Source organism: Herbaspirillum sp. GW821-FHT09A12, from assembly GCF_059418325.1.
In genome coordinates, this window is the sequence record NZ_JBWKPR010000017.1 from 47,816 (window position 1) to 70,739 (window position 22,924).

19 protein-coding genes are annotated in these 22,924 nt (G+C 64.5%); 16 read left to right on the plus strand and 3 right to left on the minus strand.

The annotated features are described in order from the left end of the window. The first annotated feature begins 57 nt into the window (after positions 1–57). The 12 genes from AC07N6_RS22970 (at position 58) to AC07N6_RS23025 (ending at position 14,840) form a co-directional block, all read left to right on the plus strand. Entirely contained in the window at positions 58–1,194 is a 1,137-nt protein-coding gene (locus AC07N6_RS22970) for a branched-chain amino acid ABC transporter substrate-binding protein (RefSeq protein ID WP_494783483.1), read from the plus strand. A 208-nt stretch (positions 1,195–1,402) separates the two neighbouring features. Continuing rightward, positions 1,403–2,413 carry a proline racemase family protein gene (locus AC07N6_RS22975; protein WP_494783482.1) on the plus strand — a complete coding sequence of 337 codons (1,011 nt, stop codon included), beginning with the start codon at positions 1,403–1,405 and terminating at the stop codon, positions 2,411–2,413. Position 2,414: 1 nt separating this feature from the next. Further along, positions 2,415–3,350, plus strand: coding sequence for a delta(1)-pyrroline-2-carboxylate reductase family protein (locus AC07N6_RS22980; RefSeq protein ID WP_494783481.1), 936 nt, complete (start codon positions 2,415–2,417; stop codon positions 3,348–3,350). A gap of 185 nt (positions 3,351–3,535) precedes the next feature. Further along, complete coding sequence (locus AC07N6_RS22985) at positions 3,536–4,465, plus strand: branched-chain amino acid ABC transporter permease (protein ID WP_141911306.1); 930 nt, start codon at positions 3,536–3,538, stop codon at positions 4,463–4,465. A gap of 32 nt (positions 4,466–4,497) precedes the next feature. Beyond that, on the plus strand, positions 4,498–5,715 hold the full coding sequence (locus AC07N6_RS22990; protein ID WP_494783480.1) for an ABC transporter permease subunit: 1,218 nt from the start codon (positions 4,498–4,500) through the stop codon (positions 5,713–5,715). Between the two features lie 21 nt (positions 5,716–5,736). Then, positions 5,737–6,504 (plus strand): ABC transporter ATP-binding protein, encoded by a 768-nt coding sequence (locus AC07N6_RS22995; protein WP_494783479.1) that lies wholly within the window; start codon positions 5,737–5,739, stop codon positions 6,502–6,504. Positions 6,505–6,518: 14 nt separating this feature from the next. Continuing rightward, positions 6,519–7,244 carry an ABC transporter ATP-binding protein gene (locus AC07N6_RS23000; RefSeq protein ID WP_494783478.1) on the plus strand — a complete coding sequence of 242 codons (726 nt, stop codon included), beginning with the start codon at positions 6,519–6,521 and terminating at the stop codon, positions 7,242–7,244. A gap of 233 nt (positions 7,245–7,477) precedes the next feature. Next, complete coding sequence (locus AC07N6_RS23005) at positions 7,478–8,503, plus strand: acyltransferase family protein (RefSeq protein ID WP_494783477.1); 1,026 nt, start codon at positions 7,478–7,480, stop codon at positions 8,501–8,503. A gap of 194 nt (positions 8,504–8,697) precedes the next feature. Continuing rightward, positions 8,698–12,399 (plus strand): trifunctional transcriptional regulator/proline dehydrogenase/L-glutamate gamma-semialdehyde dehydrogenase, encoded by a 3,702-nt coding sequence (putA, locus tag AC07N6_RS23010; RefSeq protein ID WP_494783476.1) that lies wholly within the window; start codon positions 8,698–8,700, stop codon positions 12,397–12,399. A 235-nt stretch (positions 12,400–12,634) separates the two neighbouring features. Continuing rightward, positions 12,635–13,171 carry an ATP-dependent protease subunit HslV gene (hslV, locus tag AC07N6_RS23015; RefSeq protein WP_088752707.1) on the plus strand — a complete coding sequence of 179 codons (537 nt, stop codon included), beginning with the start codon at positions 12,635–12,637 and terminating at the stop codon, positions 13,169–13,171. Positions 13,172–13,260: 89 nt separating this feature from the next. Then, entirely contained in the window at positions 13,261–14,613 is a 1,353-nt protein-coding gene (gene hslU / locus AC07N6_RS23020; RefSeq protein WP_494783475.1) for an ATP-dependent protease ATPase subunit HslU, read from the plus strand. Positions 14,614–14,633: 20 nt separating this feature from the next. Next, positions 14,634–14,840 (plus strand): hypothetical protein, encoded by a 207-nt coding sequence (locus AC07N6_RS23025; RefSeq protein WP_494783474.1) that lies wholly within the window; start codon positions 14,634–14,636, stop codon positions 14,838–14,840. 82 nt (positions 14,841–14,922) lie between these two features. Here AC07N6_RS23025 and AC07N6_RS23030 read toward each other — a convergent pair whose 3' ends face one another. The 3 genes from AC07N6_RS23030 to cyaY all read right to left on the minus strand — a co-directional run bounded on the left by AC07N6_RS23030 (position 14,923) and on the right by cyaY (position 18,179). Further along, a complete protein-coding gene (locus AC07N6_RS23030) occupies positions 14,923–17,055 on the minus strand; it encodes a TonB-dependent receptor (protein WP_494783473.1) in 2,133 nt (710 codons plus the stop codon). 245 nt (positions 17,056–17,300) lie between these two features. After that, positions 17,301–17,768, minus strand: coding sequence for a type II secretion system major pseudopilin GspG (gspG, locus tag AC07N6_RS23035; RefSeq protein WP_494783472.1), 468 nt, complete (start codon positions 17,766–17,768; stop codon positions 17,301–17,303). Between the two features lie 78 nt (positions 17,769–17,846). After that, positions 17,847–18,179, minus strand: coding sequence for an iron donor protein CyaY (gene cyaY / locus AC07N6_RS23040; protein ID WP_494783471.1), 333 nt, complete (start codon positions 18,177–18,179; stop codon positions 17,847–17,849). A 50-nt stretch (positions 18,180–18,229) separates the two neighbouring features. Between cyaY and lptM the strand changes: the two genes are divergently transcribed. The 4 genes from lptM to AC07N6_RS23060 all read left to right on the plus strand — a co-directional run bounded on the left by lptM (position 18,230) and on the right by AC07N6_RS23060 (position 22,823). Next, positions 18,230–18,454: an LPS translocon maturation chaperone LptM gene (lptM, locus tag AC07N6_RS23045; protein WP_494783470.1), complete on the plus strand. Its 225-nt coding sequence runs from the start codon at positions 18,230–18,232 to the stop codon at positions 18,452–18,454. A gap of 56 nt (positions 18,455–18,510) precedes the next feature. After that, positions 18,511–19,794 carry a diaminopimelate decarboxylase gene (gene lysA / locus AC07N6_RS23050; protein ID WP_494783469.1) on the plus strand — a complete coding sequence of 428 codons (1,284 nt, stop codon included), beginning with the start codon at positions 18,511–18,513 and terminating at the stop codon, positions 19,792–19,794. Positions 19,795–20,246: 452 nt separating this feature from the next. Continuing rightward, the gene (locus tag AC07N6_RS23055) at positions 20,247–21,104 is read left to right on the plus strand and encodes a phage tail protein (protein WP_494783468.1); all 858 of its coding nucleotides are present in this window, start codon (positions 20,247–20,249) and stop codon (positions 21,102–21,104) included. A 261-nt stretch (positions 21,105–21,365) separates the two neighbouring features. Then, entirely contained in the window at positions 21,366–22,823 is a 1,458-nt protein-coding gene (locus AC07N6_RS23060; RefSeq protein WP_494783467.1) for a high affinity choline transporter 1, read from the plus strand. Positions 22,824–22,924: the final 101 nt, after the last annotated feature.

Sequence of the window (22,924 nt, forward strand, 5' to 3'; positions counted from 1 at the left end):
AGCTAACCAAGCTATCCACCGCAGTCTGATTTTCTAGAAGAGAGAGGAAACACCCCTATGTTCAAGCGCGTCTCCGGACTCAACATCATCGCCGCCTCGCTGGCGCTGGTTCCCGCCTTTGCCATGGCGCAGGAAACCCAAGTGGTCAAGATCGGCTTTTCCAGCCCGCTGACCGGCCCCCAGGCATCGGCCGGCAAGGATAACCAGGGCGGCCTGATGATGGCCGTCGAGCGCTTGAATGCGCAACCCATCACCGTGGGCGGCAAGAAGATCAAGTTCGAGGTGATCGCCGAAGACGACCAGGCCGATCCGAAATCGGGCGTAGGCGCCGCGCAAAAACTGGCCGACCAGGGCATCAAGGCCATCGTCGGCCCCTACAACTCGGGCGTGACCATCCCCGCATCGCGCGTGTTCAATGACGCTGGCATCGTGGTCGCCACCGTCGCCTCCAACCCCAAGATCACCCAGCAAGGTTTCGCCACCCTGTTCCGCGTCGCCGCCAGCGACAGCCAGCTGGGCGGCAAGATGGCCCTGTACGCGGCCAAGGAACTCAAGCTCAAGAAGGTGGCGGTGATCGACGACCGTACCGCCTACGGCCAGGGCCTGGCCGAAGAGTTCAGCAAGGTCGCCAAGGCCAACGGCATCGAGGTGGTCAGCAAGGACTTCACCAACGACAAGGCCACCGACTTCACCGCCATCCTGACCTCGATCAAGGGCAAGAAGCCCGACGCCGTCTTCATCGGCGGCTACGCGCCGCAAGGCGGCCCGATCAAGCGCCAGATGAAGCAACTGGGCATCAATGCCGTGCTGCTGGGCGGCGACGGCATCTGCTCGCCGGAAATGGGCCGCCTGGGCGGCGACGCCATCGGCGAATCGGTCTACTGTACCCAGGGCGGCACCATGCTGGACAAGGCCAAGGAAGGCAAGACCTTCGCCGACGACTACCAGAAGAAATACGGCCGTCCTGCGGAAACCTATGCCGTGTCCTTCTACGACGGCATGATGCTGATCGCCCAGGCCATGAAGGCGGCCAACTCGGTCGAGCCCAAGCAGTTCGGCCCGGCGCTGGCCAAGATCAGCTACAAGGGCGTGGCCGGCCAGTACGACTTCGACGCCAACCACGACCTGAAGCAATCCCCGGTCACCGTGTACCGTTTCAAGGACGGCATCCCGGTACCGCTGACCAGCTACTGATCGGGCCCCTACCCTGGCAGCCTGAACGTTCTGCCCCGCCGGCGCATGCCGGCGGGAAGTTCAACCTCCCTCGCCAGCACCCCATCCGCGCAGCATCCCATCCTGTCGGCGCCGTCCGATACGGACGGTTTTTGCCGCGCGGGATGGTACTCTTTGCATCTGCCGGCAGATGCAGCAATGCGTTCTAGATTCTAGAAGAAGGAAGCACATGCTCAGCTACACACGCACCGTCCAGACGATAGACGCCCATACCGGCGGCGAGCCGTTGCGCATCCTGGTTTCCGGCCTGCCCAAGATCCCGGCCGGCAGCATCCTGCAGCAGCGCGCCTGGCTGCGCGAACACCGCGACGACCTGCGCCAGTTCCTGATGAACGAGCCGCGCGGCCATGCCGACATGTACGGCGCCTACCTGCTGCCGCCGGTCACGCCGCAAGCCGACTTCGGCGTCATCTTCATCCATAACGAAGGCTACAGCGACATGTGCGGCCACGGCATCATCGCGCTGGGCAAGGTGCTGGTCGAGATGGGTTATGTCGAGCCGGTGTCGCCGCTTACGCGCATCTGCTTCGACGCCCCGGCCGGCTTCATCGAAGCCTTCGTCGAATGGGACGGCAAGCGCGCCGGCCGCGTCAGCTTCAACAACGTGCCGGCCTTCATCTACCGCCGCGACGTCGAGGTCGACACGCCCAGCTTCGGCAAGATCGTCGGCGACATCGTGTTCGGCGGCGCCTTCTACTACTACATCAACGCCAAACAGGCCAATCTCACCGTCAAGCCGGAACTGGTGCGCCAGCTGATCCAGTTGGGCGCCGAGACCAAGGCCGCGGTGATCGCCAAGGTGCCGATCCGGCATCCGCTGGAGCCGGGCCTGAACACCCTGTACGGCACCATCATCGACAGCGAACCCAATTTCCCCGGCGCCGACCAGTCCAATGTCTGCATCTTCGCCGACCGCGAGGTGGACCGCTCGCCCACCGGCACCGGCACCTCCGGCCGCGCCGCGCAACTGTTCCTGCGCGGACAGCTGGCGCTGAACCGGAACTACGTCAACGGCAGCATCGTCGGCAGCAACTTCGGCGTGCGCGTGACCGCGCCCGTCAAGGTCGGAGAGTTCGACGGCGCACTCACCGAAGTCAGCGGCCACGCCCATATCATGAGCACCAACCAATGGGTACTGGAAGAATCCGACCCATTCCCGACCGGCTTTTTCCTGCGCTGACATGCATATCCTCGACGCCCAACAAACCGCCGCCGCGCTGCCTTACGCGCAACTGGTCGACGCCCTGGAAACGGCCGCGCAAGAGTTCGCCAGCGGCCGCATCCGCGCCCCCGAGCGCCAGGTGGTGCCGATCGACGCATCCAGCGTGCTGCTGGGCATGCCGGCCATCGCCGACGACTTGTCGGTGACCAAGCTCATCACCGTGCATGCCGAGAACGGCCGCCACAACCTGCCCGCCATCCAGGGCGAGGTGGTGGCCTTCGACACCCACACCGGCCGCCGCATCGCGCTGATGGATGGCCCCACCGTCACCGGCCGCCGCACTGCCGCCATGACCATGCTGGGCATCAAGACGCTGCTGCCGCGCGCGCCCAGGTCGGCGCTGCTGATCGGCACCGGCGTGCAAGCCGCGGCCCATGCCGACGCGCTGGCGCAATATTTCGGCATCCGCCAGTTCTGGATCGCCGCGCGCGACCTGGCGCGCACGCAGGCGTTCTGCAGCGCCTTGTGCGAACGCCATCCGCAGGTCGTCGCCAGCCCCTTGCCGGCGGCCATGCTGCAGCAAGACCTGCCGCATACCGACGTGCTGATCGCCCTGACCACCTCGCGCACCGCGGTCATTCCCGAACAGATCGCGCCCGACACGCTGGCCATCGGCGTCGGCGCCTTCAAGCCCGACATGGTCGAATTTCCGGCGTCGCTGCTGCACGCGCGCGCCATCGTGGTCGACGATGTCGGCGGTGCGCACCACGAAGCCGGCGACCTGATCCAGGCCAAGGTCGACTGGAACCGCGTGGTCGCCATCGGCGATGTGCTGTCCGGCAAGGTCGGGCGCGCAACGCTGGACGTCAATGGCGCGCTGCCGGTCTTCAAGACCGTCGGCCAGGCATCCTGGGACCTGGCCGCCGCCCGCGTGATGCGAGCGTTCCTGGCCTGACGCACTGAGCGCGACTTGTTTCGCGCTCTTTTTTTATCCGTCGTTTTATCCGCAACAAGCAACATACAAAAAGGGAGAAACCAAATGACACATCACCCGCAGCGCCGTCCACACGGCGCAAGCCACCACAGCTTCCGGCCGGCCGGTCGCGCAGCACGCTAACGCCGCACAGGAGACATCGATTTATGGACATATTCATCCAGCAGATCATCAACGGTTTGGTGCTAGGGAGCATGTACGCACTGATCGCGTTGGGTTACACGATGGTGTACGGGGTGCTGAACCTGATCAACTTCGCGCACGGCGACATCCTGATGGTGGGGGCGATGGTGGGGTTGAGCCTGCTCAAGTTGGTGCAGCTGCATGCGCCGCAGTTGCCGGGCATCGTGCAACTGGTCATTGCCATCGTCGGGGCGATTCCGGTGTGCATCGTGGTCAGCCTGGTGATCGAGCGGGTGGCGTACCGGCCGCTGCGCAATGCGCCGCGCCTGGCGCCGCTGATTACCGCCATCGGCGTGTCGATCCTGCTGCAGACCATCGCCATGATGCTGTGGGGCCGCAGCCCCTTGCCGTTCCCGCAGGTGATGCCGTCGGACCCGGTGCATATCGCCGGCGCGCTGATCTCGCCCACCCAGATCATGCTGCTGGCGCTGGCGGTGCTGGCCATGCTGGGGCTGGTGCTGATCGTGGAGAAGACCAAGATGGGCCGCGCCATGCGCGCCACCGCCGAGAACCCGCGCATTGCCGGGCTGATGGGGGTCGATTCCAATAAGGTGATCGTGGTCACGTTCGCCATCGGCGCGGCCCTGGCGGCCATTGCCGGGGTGATGTGGGCGGCCAACTACTCGACGGCGCAATTCGCCATGGGCTTCGTGCCGGGCTTGAAGGCCTTCTCGGCGGCGGTGCTGGGCGGCATCGGCAACATCTACGGCGCCATGCTGGGCGGGATTTTGCTGGGCCTGATCGAAAGCCTGGGCGCAGGCTACATCGGCGACCTGACCGGCGACTTCCTGGGCAGCAACTACCAGGACATCTTCGCCTTCATCGTGCTGATCATCGTGCTGACCCTGCGCCCCTCGGGGATCATGGGCGAACGCGTAGCAGACCGCGCTTAAGCCTTAACCCACATCCAAAGAAGAGAAGACAAATGGCTCTCCTATCCTTCGACATGAAGCGCAATCCGGCACAAGCCAAGACCAGCCTGCTGGTGCTGCTGGCGCTGATGATCGTGTTCCCCTTCATCGCGCAGCAGTTCGGCAACTCCTGGGTGCGCATCATGGACATGGCCCTGCTGTACATCATGCTGGCGCTGGGCCTGAACGTGGTGGTGGGCTTCGCCGGCCTGCTGGACCTGGGTTATATCGCGTTCTATGCGATCGGCGCCTATACCGCGGGTTTGCTGGCCTCGCCGCAGTTCGCGGCGGTGCTGGAGTCCTTCGTCAACACCTACCCGGCGGTGGGCAACTTCCTGGTCATGGTGTGCGGCCCGGAGATCGTGCAGAACGGCATCCACCTGTCGCTGTGGGTGATCGTGCCGGTGTCGGCCCTGATCGCGGCTATCTTCGGGGCCCTGCTGGGTGCGCCGACCTTGAAGCTGCGCGGCGACTACCTGGCCATCGTGACGCTGGGCTTTGGCGAGATCATCCGCATCTTCATGAACAACCTCAATGCCCCGGTCAACATCACCAACGGCCCGCAAGGCATCAACCTGATCGACCCGATCCGGGTGTTCGGCGTGTCGCTGGCCGGCGAGCCGGGCTCGGGCTCGATGGTCAAGATCTTCGGCATGACCACGCCCTCGGTGAACGCCTACTACTTCCTGTTCCTGCTGCTGTGCATCGCCGTGATCTTCTTCTCGATCCGGCTGCAGGACTCGCGCCTGGGCCGGGCCTGGGTCGCCATCCGCGAGGATGAGATCGCCGCCAAGGCAATGGGCATCAACACCCGCAACGTCAAGCTGCTGGCCTTCGCCATGGGCGCCTCCTTCGGCGGCGTGGCCGGCGCCATGTTCGCCGCCTTCCAGGGCTTTGTGTCGCCGGAATCGTTCTCGCTGACCGAATCGATTGCGGTGCTGGCCATGGTGGTGCTGGGCGGCATCGGCCACATCCCCGGCGTGGTGCTGGGCGGCGTGATCCTGGCGGCGCTGCCGGAAGTGCTGCGCCATGTGGTCGAACCGATACAGATGAGCCTGTTCGGCAAGATCTGGATCGATGCCGAAGTGCTGCGCCAGCTGCTGTACGGCCTGGCCATGGTGGTGATCATGCTGACCCGCCCGGCCGGCTTGTGGCCCTCGCCGCGCCATGAAGACCGCCCGGAAGCGGATCACCCCCACAGCGGCGCCGCCACCGGCGAAGTCAAAGCTTAAGCAGAAAGCAGGAGAACGACCATGACACAGACACTGCTCAAGATCCGCGACGTGAGCAAGCGCTTCGGCGGCCTGCAAGCCTTGAATGGCGTGGGCATCACCATCGAGCGCGGCCAGATCTACGGCCTGATCGGCCCCAACGGCGCCGGTAAAACCACCTTCTTCAATGTGATCACCGGGCTGTACCAGCCCGACACCGGCAGCTTCGAACTGGACGGCAAGCCGTATTCCCCGAGCGCGCCGCATGAAGTGGCCAAGGCCGGGATTGCCCGCACCTTCCAGAACATCCGCCTGTTCGGCGACATGACGGTGCTGGAGAACGTGATGGTGGGCTGCCACGTGCGCACCAAACAGAACGTCTTCGGCGCGGTGTTCCGCCACAAGGCCGCGCGCGAGGAAGAAGCGCAAATCCGCGAGAAGTCGCAGCAACTGCTGGACTTCGTGGGCATCGGCCAGTTCGCCAGGAGAACGGCGCGGCACCTGTCGTACGGCGACCAGAGACGGCTGGAGATCGCCCGTGCGCTGGCCACCGACCCGCAACTGCTGGCGCTGGACGAACCGGCGGCGGGCATGAACGCCACCGAGAAGCTGGGCCTGCGGGAACTGCTGGTCAAGATCCAGGCCGAGGGCAAGACCATCCTGCTGATCGAACACGACGTCAAATTGATGATGGGGCTGTGCAACCGGATCACGGTATTGGACTACGGCAAGCCGATTGCCGAGGGCGTGCCGGCGGAGGTGCAGAAGAACCCGGCGGTCATTGAGGCCTATCTGGGCGCAGGCCACTAAGCGGAACACAGAACATGACAACGAACATCTTAAAAGTCGAACAACTGAGTGTGGCCTATGGCGGCATCCAGGCGGTCAAGGGCATCGGCCTGGAGGTCAACGAAGGCGAACTGGTGACGCTGATCGGGGCCAACGGCGCGGGCAAGACCACGACCCTGAAGGCGATCACGGGCACCTTGCCGGCCAGCAAGGTGGAGGGCCATATCGAATACCTGGGCAGCGCCTTGAAGGGCAAGAAATCCTTCGAGCTGGTCAAGGACAAGCTGGCGATGGTGCCGGAAGGGCGCGGGGTATTTACCCGCATGAGCATCCAGGAAAACCTGTTGATGGGGGCCTACACCAGCAATGACAAGGGCCAGATCGCGGCCGACATCGACAAGTGGTTCGCGGTCTTCCCGCGCCTGAAGGAACGGGCGGGACAGATGGCGGGGACCCTGTCGGGCGGGGAGCAGCAGATGCTGGCCATGGCGCGTGCGCTGATGAGCCACCCGAGGCTGCTGCTGCTGGATGAGCCGTCGATGGGCTTGTCGCCGATCATGGTGGAGAAGATCTTTGAGGTGATCCGCAATGTATCGGCGCAGGGGATCACGATCCTGTTGGTGGAACAGAACGCCAAGCTGGCGCTGGAGGCGGCGCACCGGGGCTATGTGATGGAGTCGGGGCTGATCACCATGGATGGCAATGCCAGGGAGATGTTGAACGATCCGCGCGTGAAGGCGGCGTATCTGGGCGAGGGCTGAGACAGCACGCCCATCACGCCCATCACGCCCATCACGAGCTGCAGCACCATGACGCCGCATGTGCCACGCATGCGGCGTTTCTATTGGTGGGCCGATTGAAGAGCTGGGGGCCGCTTCCGATTGCCGCCAGCCAGGCAAAGTCAGGTGCCGCGCGGGGCGCCCTCGCATCCGCCTGAACTCATGTCCGTTGCACGCTGTCCCTCCACACACCAGGTCACCGCAAAGGACAGCGCATGCAACGCGAGCAATGGATCGACGTTTTCCGCGGCATCGGCATCGTGCTGGTGGTATGGGGCCACGTCTACGGCGGCTACAGTTTCGACCTGATCTTCCTGTTCCACATGCCGCTGTTCTTCTTCATCAGCGGCTACCTGTTCCGTCCGGTCGGCGACATCGCGGCATTCGCCCGCCGCAAGGCGATACAGCTGCTGATTCCTTATGCGGTGTTCCTGCTGGCCATCCACATCCCGCTGGCCATCGACCTGTTTGCCAACAAGCCGCACGACCAGGCGGCCCTGCTCGATTTCGCCGGCGACCTGCTGCTGGGCGGCAGCCGCCTGTCGTCGTGGGTGGCGGCGTTCTGGTTCGTGACCTGCTTTTATGCGGTGCTGCTGCTGGAAGCCTGGTTGCTGGGGCGCTATCGCCGCCGCACGCTGCTGTGGCTGCATGCGCTCATGCTGGCGTTGAGTTATGTCAACAGCGGGTTCTTCCCGGCCCTGCAGGCGCCGTGGGCGCTCAATGTGGCGCTGGCGGCGGCGCCGTTCTTCTATGCCGGCTACCTGTTGCGCGCCATGCCGCAGCAACGTCGTACCTACCGCGCAGCGGCGGCGGCGGCCGGGCTGGCATGCGCGGTACTGATCGCCAACCGCTACTTTGGCTGGAACCTCGGCCTGGGTTACGACATGAAGGTGGCCCATTACGGCGTACCGCTCCTGACCTTCGCCGCCGCCTTGGCCTGCTGCGTGACGCTGGTGCGCATCGCCCGCCACATCGCTTCCGGCGATACGCTGGTTGCGCGTTGCCTGGCCGAACTGGGGCAGGCGGCGCTGGTGATCATGTTCATGCACATGGTGTTCACCATGGGCGCGGCGGCGCTGCTTGGCGAGCGCTACCTGTTTGTCCGTTTTGCGCTGGGTCTCATGGGCAGTTACCTGGTGTATCGCCAAAGCCGCAAGCATGTATGGAGCCGCGCCTTGCTGCTCGGTTCGGCGGGCGATTTCGCGCTGCTGCGCCGGCGCCGCGGGCAGGCGCACGGCTGAGTCAGGCGGCAGGCTGATGCGGGGCGGTTTCTTGCTGGGTTGATAAAATTTAATTTAGTAAAAAATGAAATTACTAAATTAAATATTGGTTATTCTGATCAAATACAGAATTAATATTGGTTGTTCCCGCATAGAATCCGGATGCGCAAACCGCTTCCAATTCACCGGCATTTACTGACATTTCCAGTCCATCCATGACCACCGCCGCCCCGACCGCCACCACGGCTGACGCCCCTGTTTCTTCCTCCGGCCTGCCTTTTGGCGCCTTCCATGCCGAGGTGCGGCACGCTCCCTGCGCCCTGCGCGCGGCCATCACCGCCGCCTATCGCCGCGACGAACCGGAAGCGGTGCAATGGCTGCTGGGCCAGGTCAAAAGCCAGGCGTCCTGGCAGGAGCAGACGCAGCAACTGGCCAAAAAGCTGGTGCAGCAAGTGCGCGAGAAGCGCACGCGTTCTTCCGGCGTGGATGCGCTGATGCATGAATTCTCGCTGTCTTCCGAAGAGGGCGTGGCGCTGATGTGCCTGGCCGAGGCGCTCTTGCGCATCCCGGATCGCCAGACCGCCGACCGCCTGATCGCCGACAAGATCAGCAAGGGCGACTGGCGCAAGCACCTGGGCGAGTCGCCGTCGCTGTTCGTCAATGCCGCCACCTGGGGCCTGTTGATCACCGGCAAACTGGTCTCCACCAATAGCGAAAGCAGCCTGAGCTCGGCCATCACGCGCCTGATCGGCCGTGGCGGCGAGCCGCTGATCCGCAAGGGCGTGGACCTGGCCATGCGCATGCTGGGCAATCAGTTCGTCACCGGCCAGACCATCGCGGAAGCGCTGGACAACAGCCGCGACAACGAGAAGCGCGGCTACCGCTATTCCTACGACATGCTGGGCGAGGCGGCACTGACCATGCACGACGCCGATGCCTATTACCAATCCTACGAGGACGCGATCCACGCCATCGGCCGCGCCTCCAACGGCCGCGGCATCAAGGATGGCCCGGGCATCTCGGTTAAGCTGTCGGCGCTGCACCCGCGCTATTCGCGCGCCCAGCAATCGCGCGTGATGGCGGAGCTGCTGCCGCGCCTGAAGCAACTGCTGCTGCTGGCCAAGCAATACGACATCGGCCTGAACATCGACGCCGAGGAAGCCGACCGCCTGGAGCTGTCGCTGGACATGATGGAAGCGCTGGCGGCCGACCCCGATCTGGCCGGTTTCGATGGCCTGGGCTTTGTGGTGCAGGGCTACCAGAAGCGTTGCCCGTTCGTGATCGACTACCTGGTCGACCTGGCGCGCCGCAACGGCCGCCGTCTGATGATCCGCCTGGTCAAGGGCGCCTACTGGGACAGCGAAATCAAGCGCGCCCAGGTCGACGGCCTGGAAGGCTATCCGGTCTACACCCGCAAGGTGCACACCGACCTCTCTTACCTGACTTGCGCGCAAAAGCTGCTGGCCGCCACCGACGTCATTTATCCGCAGTTCGCCACGCACAACGCGCACACGCTGGCGGCGATCTGGAACTGGGCCAGGCTGCACAACATCGACGACTACGAATTCCAGTGCCTGCACGGCATGGGCGAGACCCTGTACGACCAGGTGGTCGGCCAGGACAAGCTGGGCAAGGCTTGCCGCGTCTACGCGCCGGTCGGTTCGCACCAGACGCTGTTGGCCTACCTGGTGCGCCGCCTGCTGGAGAACGGCGCCAACTCGTCCTTCGTCAACCAGATCGTCGACGAAGCCGTGGCGCTGGACACGCTGGTGGCCGACCCCATCGATACCGTGCGCGCCCAGGGCGGGCTGCCGCACCCGGCCATCGCCTTGCCGCACAAGCTGTACGGGCAGGAGCGCAAGAATTCGGCCGGCATCGACCTCTCCAACGAAGACCGCCTGCGCCAGCTGGACCAACTGTTCGGCCGCATGGTCGAGCGCCAATGGCAAGCCGCGCCGCTGATCGCGGGGGAAGTCGCCGCCACTGAAAAACAGGCCGTGCGCAATCCGGCCGACCGCCGCGAAGTGGTAGGCGGGGTCATCGAAGCGACATTGCCGGATGTCGAAACCGCGCTCACTGCCGCCACCGGATTCGCGCCGCAATGGCAAGCCACGCCGGCCGCTGAGCGCGCCGCGCTGCTGGAGCGCGCGGCCGACCTGCTGGAAGCCAACATCGCCGAACTGATGGCGCTGGCCGTGCGCGAAGCCGGCAAGTCGCTGCCCAACGCGATTGCCGAGGTGCGCGAGGCGGTGGACTTCCTGCGCTATTACGCCATTGCCTCGCGCCATGACGGCAATGCGCTGGCCTGGGGGCCGGTGGTGTGCATCAGCCCGTGGAACTTCCCGTTGGCCATCTTCATCGGCGAAGTCAGCGCCGCGCTGGCCGCCGGCAACGTGGTGCTGGCCAAGCCGGCCGAGCAGACCGCGCTGATCGCGCACCGCGCCGTGCAATTGCTGCATGAAGCCGGCGTGCCGCGCGCCGCGCTGCAACTGCTGCCGGGCCGCGGCGAGAGCGTCGGCGCCGCGCTGACCTCGGACGAGCGCGTCAAGGGCGTGATCTTCACCGGCTCCACCGAAGTCGCCCAGTTGATCAATCGCACGCTGGCAAAACGCAATCATGGAGAGAACGGCGAGCACGGCGACGTGCCGCTGATCGCCGAGACCGGCGGCCAGAACGCGCTGATCGTCGACTCCAGCGCGCTGGCCGAGCAGGTGGTGGTGGACGTGCTGTCATCCGCCTTCGACAGCGCCGGCCAGCGCTGCTCGGCGCTGCGCGTGCTGTGCCTGCAGGAAGACATCGCCGAGCGCACGATCGACATGCTCAAGGGCGCCATGGCCGAACTGCGCGTGGGCCGCCCCGACCGCCTGGCCACCGACATCGGCCCGGTGATCGACGCCGAGGCGCAGCACAACCTGCTGGCCCACATCGAACGCATGCGCGGCAGCGCCCGCTCGGTGCACCAGTTGAAGCTGGACGACGCCTGCGAGCACGGCACCTTCGTGCCGCCGACGGTGATCGAGATCGACCGCCTGGACCAGTTGCAACGCGAAGTGTTCGGCCCCGTGCTGCATGTGCTGCGCTACCGTCGCGACCAGTTGCCGCAACTGGTCGACGCCATCAACGCCACCGGCTACGGCCTGACCCTGGGCGTGCATTCGCGCATCGACGAGACCATCGATTTCGTGGCCGGGCGGGCGCACGTGGGCAACATCTACGTCAACCGCAATATCGTCGGCGCCGTGGTGGGCGTGCAGCCCTTCGGCGGCGAAGGCAAGTCCGGCACCGGCCCCAAGGCCGGCGGGCCGCTCTATCTCAAGCGCCTGCAACGCAATCCGCAGTTGCAGGAAGAATTGACCAAGGCGCAACCGGCAGTGGTCGCCAATGCCTTGCTGGACAGCCTGCTGCACTGGGCCAGGACCCACGGCCATGAGCGCCTGGCCGCCGCCGGCCAGCGTTACCACGGCGACAGCCTGCTGCAGCGCAGCCTGCTGTTGCCCGGCCCGACCGGCGAGCGCAACACCCTGGCCTTCGCCCCGCGCGGGCTGGTGCTGTGCGTGGCCGGCAGCGTCGGCACGTTGTTGAACCAGTTGGCTGCGGCTTTGGCCACCGGCAACACGGTGCTGGTCGATGCGGCCAGCGCCGCCTTCATCCCGGCCGGCCTGCCGCAGCAGGTGCGCGCCGCCATCCGCCAGTCGGACAAGCTGGAAGGCGAGCCGCTGCAAGCGGCGCTGGTGGACAGCCATGCGGCGCAAGCCTGGCGCGGCAAGCTGGCCATTCGTGACGGCGCGCTGGTGCCTATCATCGTGTGCAGCGAAGACACGGCGATCCCGCTATGGCGCCTGCTGGCCGAGCGCGCGCTGTGCGTCAACACCACCGCGGCCGGCGGCAACGCCAGCCTGATGACGATCCCGGTGTAAGGCGTAGCACCCACGGTTCGCCCTTGCGCGGGCGCTTCGGCAGCGATGCCGCGGCGCCCGTTTTTATTGCGGGCGTAAAATACCGTCCTCCGATGACATTTAGGCAATGCCTTGCAATCCGCCCGACCAACCCCATCTCGAAAAAACGCGGACGGCCTGGCCCCGCCCGAATGGGACGAGGGGCGGTCCGGCATCCGCAGGCAGCACACAACGCACATATTGAACAGAGGCAAGCATGGAACAATTTCACGGCACCACCATCCTTTCCGTCCGCCGCGGCAACCAGGTCGCGCTGGGCGGCGATGGCCAGGTGACGCTCGGCAACATCGTCATGAAGGGCACCGCGCGCAAGGTGCGCAAGCTGTACCACGGCAAGGTCCTGGTCGGCTTCGCCGGCGGCACGGCCGATGCCTTCACGCTGCTCGACCTGTTCGAGGCCAAGCTGGAAAAGCACCAGGGCAACCTGATGCGCGCCTCGGTCGAACTGGCCAAGGACTGGCGCACCGACCGCATGCTGCGCCGCCTGGAGGCGATGCTGCTGTGCGCCGACAAGGACGCGACGCTGGTCATCACCGGCAACGGGGACGTGCTGGAACCCAACGACGGCATCGGCGCCATCGGTTCGGGCGGCAGTTACGCGCAGTCGGCCGCCAAGGCGCTGCAGGAAAACACCGACCTGTCGCCGGCCGAGATCGTCAAGAAGTCGCTGACCATTGCCGGCGAGCTGTGCATCTACACCAACCTGAACCACATCATCGAAACGCTCGAATAAGGTGAGCGAGAGCTTGGGCCGGGCAGGGCAGGCTTGCCTCCCGGTTCCTTTTTCACCCGATGAACCGCCTCAGCGAAAAGAACATTGCCATGAACATGACTCCCAACGAAATCGTTTCCGAACTCGACAAGCACGTCGTCGGCCAGGGCCGCGCCAAGCGCGCGGTGGCCATCGCGCTGCGTAACCGCTGGCGCCGCCAGCAGGTCGAGGAGCCGCTGCGCCACGAGATCACGCCCAAGAACATCCTGATGATCGGCCCCACCGGCGTGGGCAAGACCGAGATCGCGCGCCGCCTGGCCAAGCTGGCCGACGCGCCCTTCATCAAGATCGAAGCGACCAAGTTCACCGAGGTCGGCTATGTCGGCCGCGACGTCGACACCATCATCCGCGACCTGGTCGACATCGGCATCAAGCAGACCCGCGAAGTGGAAGTGCGCAAGGTGCGCGCCCGCGCCGAGGATGCCGCCGAAGATCGCATCCTCGACATCCTGCTGCCGCCGGCGCGCGACTTCGGTTTCACGCCGGAAGGCGGCAGCGGCAGCGGCGGGGCCGAGAAGGACGAAAAGAACACCACCCGCCAGACCTTCCGCAAGCGCCTGCGCGAGGGTGCGCTGGATGATCGCGAGATCGAGATCGAGCTGGCCGAAGGCGCGCCGCAGATGGAAATCATGGCGCCGCCGGGCATGGAAGAGATGACCGAGCAGATCAAGTCGATGTTCTCGGGCCTGGGCAACCAGCGCAAGAAGGCGCGCAAGGTCAAGATCAAGGAAGCCATGAAGTTCCTGATCGACGAAGAAGCCGCCAAGCTGGTCAACGAGGACGAGCTGAAGAAGAAGGCGATCGCCAACGTCGAGCAGAACGGCATCGTGTTCCTGGATGAGATCGACAAGATCGCCACCCGCTCGCAGAACGGCAATGCCGACGTCTCGCGCGCCGGCGTGCAGCGCGACCTGCTGCCTCTGGTGGAAGGCACGACCGTCAACACCAAGTACGGCATGATCAAGACCGACCACATCCTGTTCATCGCCTCGGGCGCGTTCCACCTGTCCAAGCCGTCGGACCTGATCCCCGAGTTGCAGGGGCGCTTCCCGATCCGCGTCGAGCTGGACTCGCTGTCGATCGCCGACTTCGAGCGCATCCTGACCGGCACCGACGCCTGCCTGACCAAGCAATACCAGGCCTTGCTGGCCACCGAAGGCGTGCAGATCGAGTTCGCCGACAGCGGCATCAAGCGCCTGGCGGAGATTTCCTACTCGGTCAACGAGAAGACCGAGAACATCGGCGCCCGCCGCCTGTACACGGTGATGGAAAAGCTGCTGGAAGAGATCTCCTTCACCGCGGGCGAAGCCGGCGTGGGCGGATTCACCATCGACGCGGCCTACGTCAACGAGCGCCTGGGCGAACTGGCGGTCAACGAAGACTTGTCGCGCTACGTGTTGTAAGGCGCGGGGAGAACGGGGCGATGGCCAACAAGGGACTGGCGACGCGGCAGAAGCTGAGTTTCCGTGTGGAGCCCTCACAGCGCGCATCCAAGCCGCGCAATCCGGTCGCCATCGCCGCGCAGCAGCGCGCCGGCGGCGCCGGGCCGCATCGCAAGAGCCAGTCGGGCGAGCGGCAGCAGCTCAAGTCGGAACTGTTGAAGAAACTGACGGGTGGCGAAGAAAAGTAGCCAGCCGTTTCGTTGCAGCATCAAAGAAAAAACGCCGCAGGATTGTTCCTGCGGCGTTTTTTATTGCCTGCCATTGCGGTGCTTACATGTGATAGCGCAGGGTCAGCGCCACATTGCGCGGCGCGCCCGGCAGACTCAAGTTGGGGCTGGAGCCGTGGCCTGAGACGATGTAGCCGGTGTTGAAGATGTTGCCGATATTGAGCTGGATGTCGTACTTGGCGGTGCGGTAGGCCGCCATCGCGTCGGCCGTCACGTAGCCGGGCAGGGTGACGGTGTTGCCGGGGTTGGCGAAGCGCGCACCCACGGCATTGGCGCCGCCGCCGACGGTGAAGCCGCTGCCCAGATCCTTGGTCAGCCACAGGTTGGCGCTGTGCTTGGGCGTGAGGGTGGCGTTCTTGCCCTTGACCGACACGCGGCCGGCGCCCGGCGCACTGGTGTCGAATGCCGTTGAATCGGTGATGACGGCATCCAGGTAGGCATAGCCGGCCATCACCTTCCATCCGCCCTTGAGGTCGGCGCTGAGGGTGAACTCGGCGCCGTCGGTGCGCTGCGTGCCGACGGGAATCAGCCGATTGTTGTTGGTCGGGTCGGCGGTCTTGATGTTGTCGCGTTCGAGGCGGAACACCGAGATCGTGGCGCTGGCGCGGCCGTCGAGCAGGTCGTACTTTGCGCCGATTTCGGTATTGCGGGTGGTCTCGGGTGCCAGGTCAGCGTTGTTGACGGCCAACGCGAAGTTTTCACCGGACGGCTGAAAGGACTTGCTCAGCGAGGCATAGTAGGACTGGGTTTCGGTCGGCTGCCACACCAGGCCCACGCGCGGGCTGAAGGCGGTATCGGTGCGCGCCAGGCTGCCCGGCGCGCTGCCGCCGACGATGCGCGCTTTCTGCTCGAAGCTATCGTAGCGCAGGCCGACCAGGGCCTTCCATTGCTCGTTGAAGGCGATGTTGTCCTGCAGGTAGCCGCCGAAGGTGTTGTAGGTGCCGTAGGTGCTGGTCAGCGCGCCGAGGACGTTCGGATTCACGACTGGCAGCACTGGGTTGAAGATGTTTACACCGGTGGCTACGGTGACGCCGTTATAGGTGTAGGCATCCTTGCTCTGGCTGCCAAATTCAACGCCATACAGGATTTCGTGCTTCATGCCGCCCAGTTGCAGCTTTTGTGTCAGTTCACTCTGGTTGAACCAGCCATTCTCATCGCGGACGAGCTTGGAGTGGTTCAGGGTCATCGTCTGATGGACTTCGTCGACGTTGCCGCTGATGTTGGTCGGGTTACGATTCAGGTGATAGTCGTAATAGCGGAAGTTGTTCCTGAACGAGAGCGATTCGTTGATGCGATGAGAGAACACGGCTGAGGTCGAGGCCACGCGCGACTGCACGAAGTCGGCGTCGCGCGCGTTGGCCGCGCCATAGTAGGTGCCCGGATCGACGCTGACCGGACGGCCCTTGTACGACGGGATGCCGAAGTCCATCACGCGACGGTCTTCCAGGTAATCGGCCTGCAGCAGCAGCTTGGTATCGGCGGAGAAGCGCAGTTCCATCGACGGCGCGATCGCGGTGCGGTCGATGAATTGCTGGGCGCGGTAGCTGTCGCCGCGTTCGACCGCGCCAGTCAGGCGCCACGACACTGCACCGTCACCCGCGCTGCGGCCCAGATCCAGTTCGGCGCGGCGGCCGGCGGTGCTGTTGGCGGTGAAGCTGACGTCGGACACATCCACGCCCGGCTTCTTGGTCACGCGGTTGATCAGGCCGCCCGAGGAGCCGCGGCCGTACAGCACGGCCGCCGGGCCCTTGATGACTTCCAGCGTCTCGACGTTGGAGAGATCGCGGAAATACAGCGCGTCATCGCGGAAACCGTCGACGAACTGGTCGCCGATGGCGGTGAAGCCGCGGATGAACACCTGGTCGCGCTGGCCGTCGCCGGTCGACAGGCCCAGGCCCGGCACGTTCTTCAGCACATCCTGCAGCGAAGTGGCGTTCTGGTCCTTGATCACTTGCGCCGGCACTACGTTAATGGTCTGCGGGATATCGCGCAGCGGTGCTTCGCTCTTGGTGCCGCTGACGGCGGTCGGCGCGACATAGCTGTCGCTGGTGCGCGAGCCGCTGACCTGCACCTGGGGCAGGCTGTCGGTGCTTTGGGCGAAACCGGGGGAGGAGATGGCGCCGGCGGAGAGGGCGGCCAGCACAGCGAGGCGGCCGGGCTTGAGGCGGAACTTCATGGGATGTCGTATTTATTTGGTTAGTTAATGGGAATTATTTTGATTAATGTTACTGATTAACTGTAAATAGATGTAAGGATTTTGCGAGTGAGTGCGTGCGCGCAACAACAGGAAAAGATTTGGAGGGAGAGGCTTGATGGCAATATGGCCACCATGCTAGATGCGAGTGATTTATTGCCCAATGAGAATGCGAGGGCGAAAAAAAAGCGGCCAGTGGCCGCGGCAGGATCGGGTCAGTGTTGCCTTCAGTGCAGGCGGATCACATGGGCGTCGTCTTCGCCGCCGTCAGGGCCGGCTTCGCCGAAAGAGAACAATTGGTAGCTGGCGCCGTCTTCGTCCGCGCCGTATTGGTAGGGATTGCCCCAGGGATCGCGCGGCAGGCGTTCGACGTAGCCGCCGATGGGCCAGTTGGCCGGCACCGGCGCGCGCGCCGGCTTGATCACCAGCGCCAGCAGGCCTTGCTGGGTGCTGGGGTAGCGGCCGTTGTCCTTGCGGTATTGCTCCAGGCCGGCGCTGATGTCGCGCATGGCCGATTCGGCCGCTTGCGTTTGCGGGCTGTGGTCGTGGCTGATGCGCGAAACCAGTTGCGGCAGGCCCAGCGCGGCGGCCACCGCCAGCACCGTCAGCACGATGATCCAGCGCAGGCGCGCGAGGCCGCGTTGCAGGAACAGGAAGGCAGGGTGCCGTTGGGTAGGAAAGAGAGAACGGCGCATGGGTGCTGCTGGCTTCGGGTCAGGTGGCTGAGGTTGGGAAAGATGCAAGAGATGCAATAGATCCAAGTATAGGGCGCATCAAGCCCGCAAAGTGACTTGCACGCCGCTCTGGCTGCTGACCACTTCCGACAAGGCGGCGTACATTTCGGAACCGTCGCGGGTGTTGAGCCAGCGTTGGCCGTCGTACTTGTAGTGGAAGCCGCCGGAGCGGGCGGCAATCCACAGCTCCTGCATCGGCGCCTGGCTGTTGACGATGATCTTGGAGCCGTTGTCGATGCATTCGATTTCCAGGACGTTGCCGCTGCGGCTGCATTCGACGTCCAGGTCGCCGTCGTCGCAGGCCTTTTCCAGCGCGCCTTCGATGGCATTGAGCGTGGCGTCGGCCAAGTCCAGGAATTCCGTTTCCGTCATGCTAAACTCCAAAGCATTCTCAAGATTTTTCAGTAATCCTCCATTCTATCGTGAAGTCACCCAATTCTCTCGTTCGCCGTGCGACCTTGCTGGCAGCCTCTTCGTTGCTCCTGATACTGGCCGGCTGCGGCCAGAAGGGGCCGCTGTACATGCCCAAGATTCCGCCCGATCCGCTGGCCCAGACTTCGCCCAAACCGGATGCCGCAAAACCCGCCGCGGCGCAGGCCGCAGGCACTGCCGGCGCCGCGTCCAAACCGGCCGCCGGCAACGAGTAAGCACTTCCCGCCGGCGCCGCCGGATCGAACCAACAGATTTCGTCACCCCGACTTCCATGTCCCATTTTTCCTATCGCAATGGCGTGCTGCACGCCGAACAAGTGTCGTTGCAGGCATTGGCCGCGCAATTCGGTTCACCGCTTTACGTCTATTCCAAGGCGGCGCTGGTCGAGAATTTCTCGGCTTACGCCGATGCCTGCCGCGCCGCCGGCCGGGGCGAGGATGGCGCCTTGCTGTGCTACTCGGTCAAGTCCAATTCCAACCTGGCGGTGCTGAACCTGTTGGGCAAGCTGGGCTCGGGCTTCGACATCGTCTCCGGCGGCGAGCTGCTGCGCGTGGTGGCCGCCGGCGGCGATGCGCGCAAGGTGATTTTCTCGGGCGTAGGCAAGGGCCGCGACGAGATGAAGCTGGCGCTGGAGCACGACATCCTGTGCTTCAACGTCGAGTCCATCCCCGAGGTGGCGCGCCTGAACGAAGTGGCGGGCGAACTGGGCAAGCGTGCGCGCATCTCGCTGCGCGTGAACCCCAACGTCGACGCCCGGACCCATCCCTACATTTCCACCGGCCTGAAGGAAAACAAGTTCGGCGTGGCCTATGAGGATGCGCTCAACTGCTATCGCACCGCGGCCGCCTTGCCCAACATCGAAGTGGTCGGCATCGACTGCCACATCGGCTCGCAGTTGTTGGACGATTCGCCGTTGCTGGAGGCGCTGGACAAGGTGATCGAAATGGTCGATGCGCTGGAAGCGGAGGGCATCCCCATCCACCACCTCGACATCGGCGGCGGCATCGGCATCGTTTATGACGACGAACAGCCGGTCGCGGTCGGCGACTACCTGGCGCGCGTGTTCGCCCGGGTCGACGCCTGGCGCAAGCAGAAATACGGCGGCCGCCGGATCCAGGTGATGTTCGAGCCGGGACGCTCGATCGTCGGCAACGCCGGCGTGCTGTTGACCGAGGTGCAATACCTCAAGCACGGCGAAGGCAAGAATTTTGCCGTGGTTGACGCCGCCATGAACGACCTGATGCGCCCGGCCATGTATGAAGCCTGGCATGGCGTGAAGACGGTCAAGGAAAACGCCGGCCACGCCCAGGTCTACGACGTGGTCGGCCCGGTATGCGAATCCGGCGACTGGCTGGCGCGCGCACGCGAACTGGCCATCGCAGAGGGCGATTTGCTGGCGCTGATGTCGGCCGGCGCTTATGGCATGACCATGGCGTCCAACTACAATAGCCGCGGCCGCGCGGCCGAAGTGCTGGTCGATGGCGAGCGTGCGCATCTGATCCGCCAGCGTGAGAATCCGGCCGACTTGTTTGCCCTGGAAAGCATCGTCGGCTGATGTAATCTGTTGACGTTATTGCAAACGGCAGCCCCGGCGACGCGGCTGCCGTTTGTTTTTGTTGACGGCGCGGCAACGCCGCCCGCGCATGACATCGCAACAAGCCCTGGAACCGGGATGTAGAAATTTTGCCGCACCTGCATTCTTTGTATTTGCCTTTCGGAAATTTGAGCGCAAAATAAACTCCCGTTGAAAAATACGCCCGCAGAAATAAGCCGGTATCGAGGTTGATATCGGCCACCAAGGAGACCGGGCAGAACATACACAAACGAACGGGAGGTGTCCGGTTCGGCCGGGACGGCGCGGACGGGAGCGTGAACAGGTTCTGAACACAGGGGAAGTCAATGCAGGCCCTGCATCGCAATGGGGAAGGTCGCGATCAAGGTGTAGGCGTCGATGCGCATGCCGACGCCGGCGCCGGTGCGTCTGTGCCGCAGGAGGCAGGCAGTTCCATGTCTGCCGTTTCCGACGATGAACTCGAAATTCGCGCATCCCAGATCACGGCCGCCGCCGTCGCCGCTGCCGCGGTGACCGCCGCGGTGGTTACTTCCGCCGAAGCGGATGCGCCTGGCCGTTTCGACGCGCCGGCACGCCGGCCGGATCACATGCCGGCGCCGGTGCCGGCAGCAATGCCGATTCCCCAGCCCCAACCGGAACCCCAACCGCAATCCCAGACTGAGCCCAGGATTGCCGTAGCGCTACCCGATGGGCGCGAGCCGATGGCGCATGGCGCGGCGGCATCGCCGCAACGCGCCTTGCCGGTTTCGCTGCTGACCTTGGTCGCGATCGGCCTGGCCCTGTGGTGGAGCGCCCAATGGCCGTGGCCGGAGCGCGCCTTGAAACCGATGGCGCCGCACTTGCCCTCGTTGAGAAAACAGCAAGCCGCACCGCCCGTGGCCGCGCCGCTTGCTGCCGTGGTGCCAGAATCCCGGGCGCCCCTGAGTGGCGACGAGATCGCCATCTTGCAGCAGGAAGCGGAAGAAAAAGCCCAATTGCTGGCGCAAAAGCGGGCCGCGGCCGAGGCCCGCCGCCGGCGCGAAGATGCCGCCCTGGCGTTGCGCGAACAGCGCCGCCGCGAAGCCGAAGCCCAATTGGCCGCCGCCCGCGCCAAGGCCGAGCGCGTCCAGCAGGCCGCCCCCGCGCAGCCGGTGGTGGTGGATACCCCGGCCGCCCCTGCGCTGGCCGAACAGGTCCAGCAATGCCGCGCGTTATCCCTGTTTGCGCGCGAAGGCTGCCTGTGGAAGTTGTGCAACGGCAAATGGGGCAAGGATGGCTGCCCTTCCTACGAGCGCAATAACGAAGGCGCCTGAGCTTGCCGCCGGCCGCGGATGCGGCGCGGCGGCCGAATTTCCCCTGATCCATCGTTCCTGTTCCCGGCGTTCGCCTGGGAGCGTTTCTTGCTTATCGACAAACCAATTGTTGGGCGCTTGGCGCCCATCGGCAAGCCACGCGTAAATGTGTAGCCGCGGGCGGCTTTTCGCGCCGGAGTTGCCGCTATAATGCGCGTTTTTCTTCTATCCCCAAGGCCTCGGCGCCTGTTCATGGCAGGCGCTTATTGCAAGGATCAAGGCATGAATGCACTCCTCTGGTTCGTCGTTCTCTATTGGATCATTTCGGTGGGCATCGGCCTGTATGCCACCAAGTTCGTCAAGAGTTCGAAGGACTATGCCGTCGCCGGCCGCTCGCTGCCGATGTCGGTGGTGACCGCTACGGTGTTTGCCACCTGGTTCGGCTCCGAGGCCGTGCTCGGGGTGTCGTCGACCTTCCTGCAGGAAGGTTTGCGCGGCATCGTGGCGGACCCCTTCGGTTCTTCGCTGTGCCTGATCCTGGTCGGCATGTTCTTCGCCAAGAAGTTGTACCGCATGAACCTGCTGACCATCGGCGACTATTACAAGAAGCGTTACGGCCGCGCCGCCGAAATGCTGGTCACCATCTGTATCGTGATTTCCTACCTGGGCTGGGTGGCGGCGCAGATCAAGGCGCTGGGCCTGGTGTTCAATGTCGTTTCCGGCGGTTACATCCCCATGCACTGGGGCATGATCATCGGCGCCGGCAGCGTGCTGATCTATACCTTGATGGGCGGCATGTGGGCGGTGGCGATCACCGATTTCCTGCAGATGATCATCGTGGTGGTCGGCATGCTCTACATCGGCTGGGAAGTCTCCGGCATGGTCGGCGGCCCCGGGGTGGTGATCCAGCATGCGTTCGATGCCGGCAAGTTCGAATTCTGGCCGGCGCCCAACGCCAGGGAGGTGCTGTGGTTCTTTGCTGCCTGGATCACCATGATGCTGGGTTCCATCCCGCAGCAGGACGTGTTCCAGCGCGTGATGTCGTCCAAGAATGAAAACGTGGCCCGCAATGCCTCCATCCTGGGCGGCGTGATTTATTTCTTCTTCGTCTTCATCCCCATCTTCCTGGCTTACTCGGCCACGCTGATCGATCCGGGCATGGTGTCCAAGTTGCTGGAGACCGATTCCCAACTGGTGCTGCCCACGCTGATCATGGAAAAGATGCCGGTGTTCGCCCAGGTGATGTTCTTCGGCGCGCTGCTGTCGGCCATCAAGAGCTGCGCCAGCGCGACCTTGCTGGCGCCGTCGGTGACCTTTACCGAAAACGTGCTCAAGGAAATCCGCCCGTGGAAGAGCGACCGCGAATTCCTGCTCTCGATGCGTATCGTGGTGCTGGTGTTTACAGTGGGCGTGACCTGGCTGGCGCTGAGCAGCCAGTCCAGCATTTACCAGATGGTGGAGAGCGCCTATAAGGTCACGCTGGTGGCCGCCTTCGTGCCGCTGGCCTTCGGCGTCTACTGGAAGCGCGCCACCCGCCAGGGCGCGCTGATGGCCATGGTGTTGGGCCTGGTGTCCTGGATTACTTTGGAATACACCGCGCCCGAAGGTTTCTGGCCGCCGCAATTGATGGGCCTCTTGTGCAGCATCGGCGGCATGGTGGCCGGCTCCCTGATGCCGCAGTTGCTGGCGCCGGTGCCGCCGATGCTGGCCGGCGCGTCCGAAGGCGGCAGCCAGTCCTGATCTTCCGCCTGTCCGTGACACGGCCGCCCGGCAATGCCGCGCGGCCGTTTTTATTTCTCGTGCGCAGGCCTTTGGGCTCAAGGCCGGGCAGGGTTCTTGCT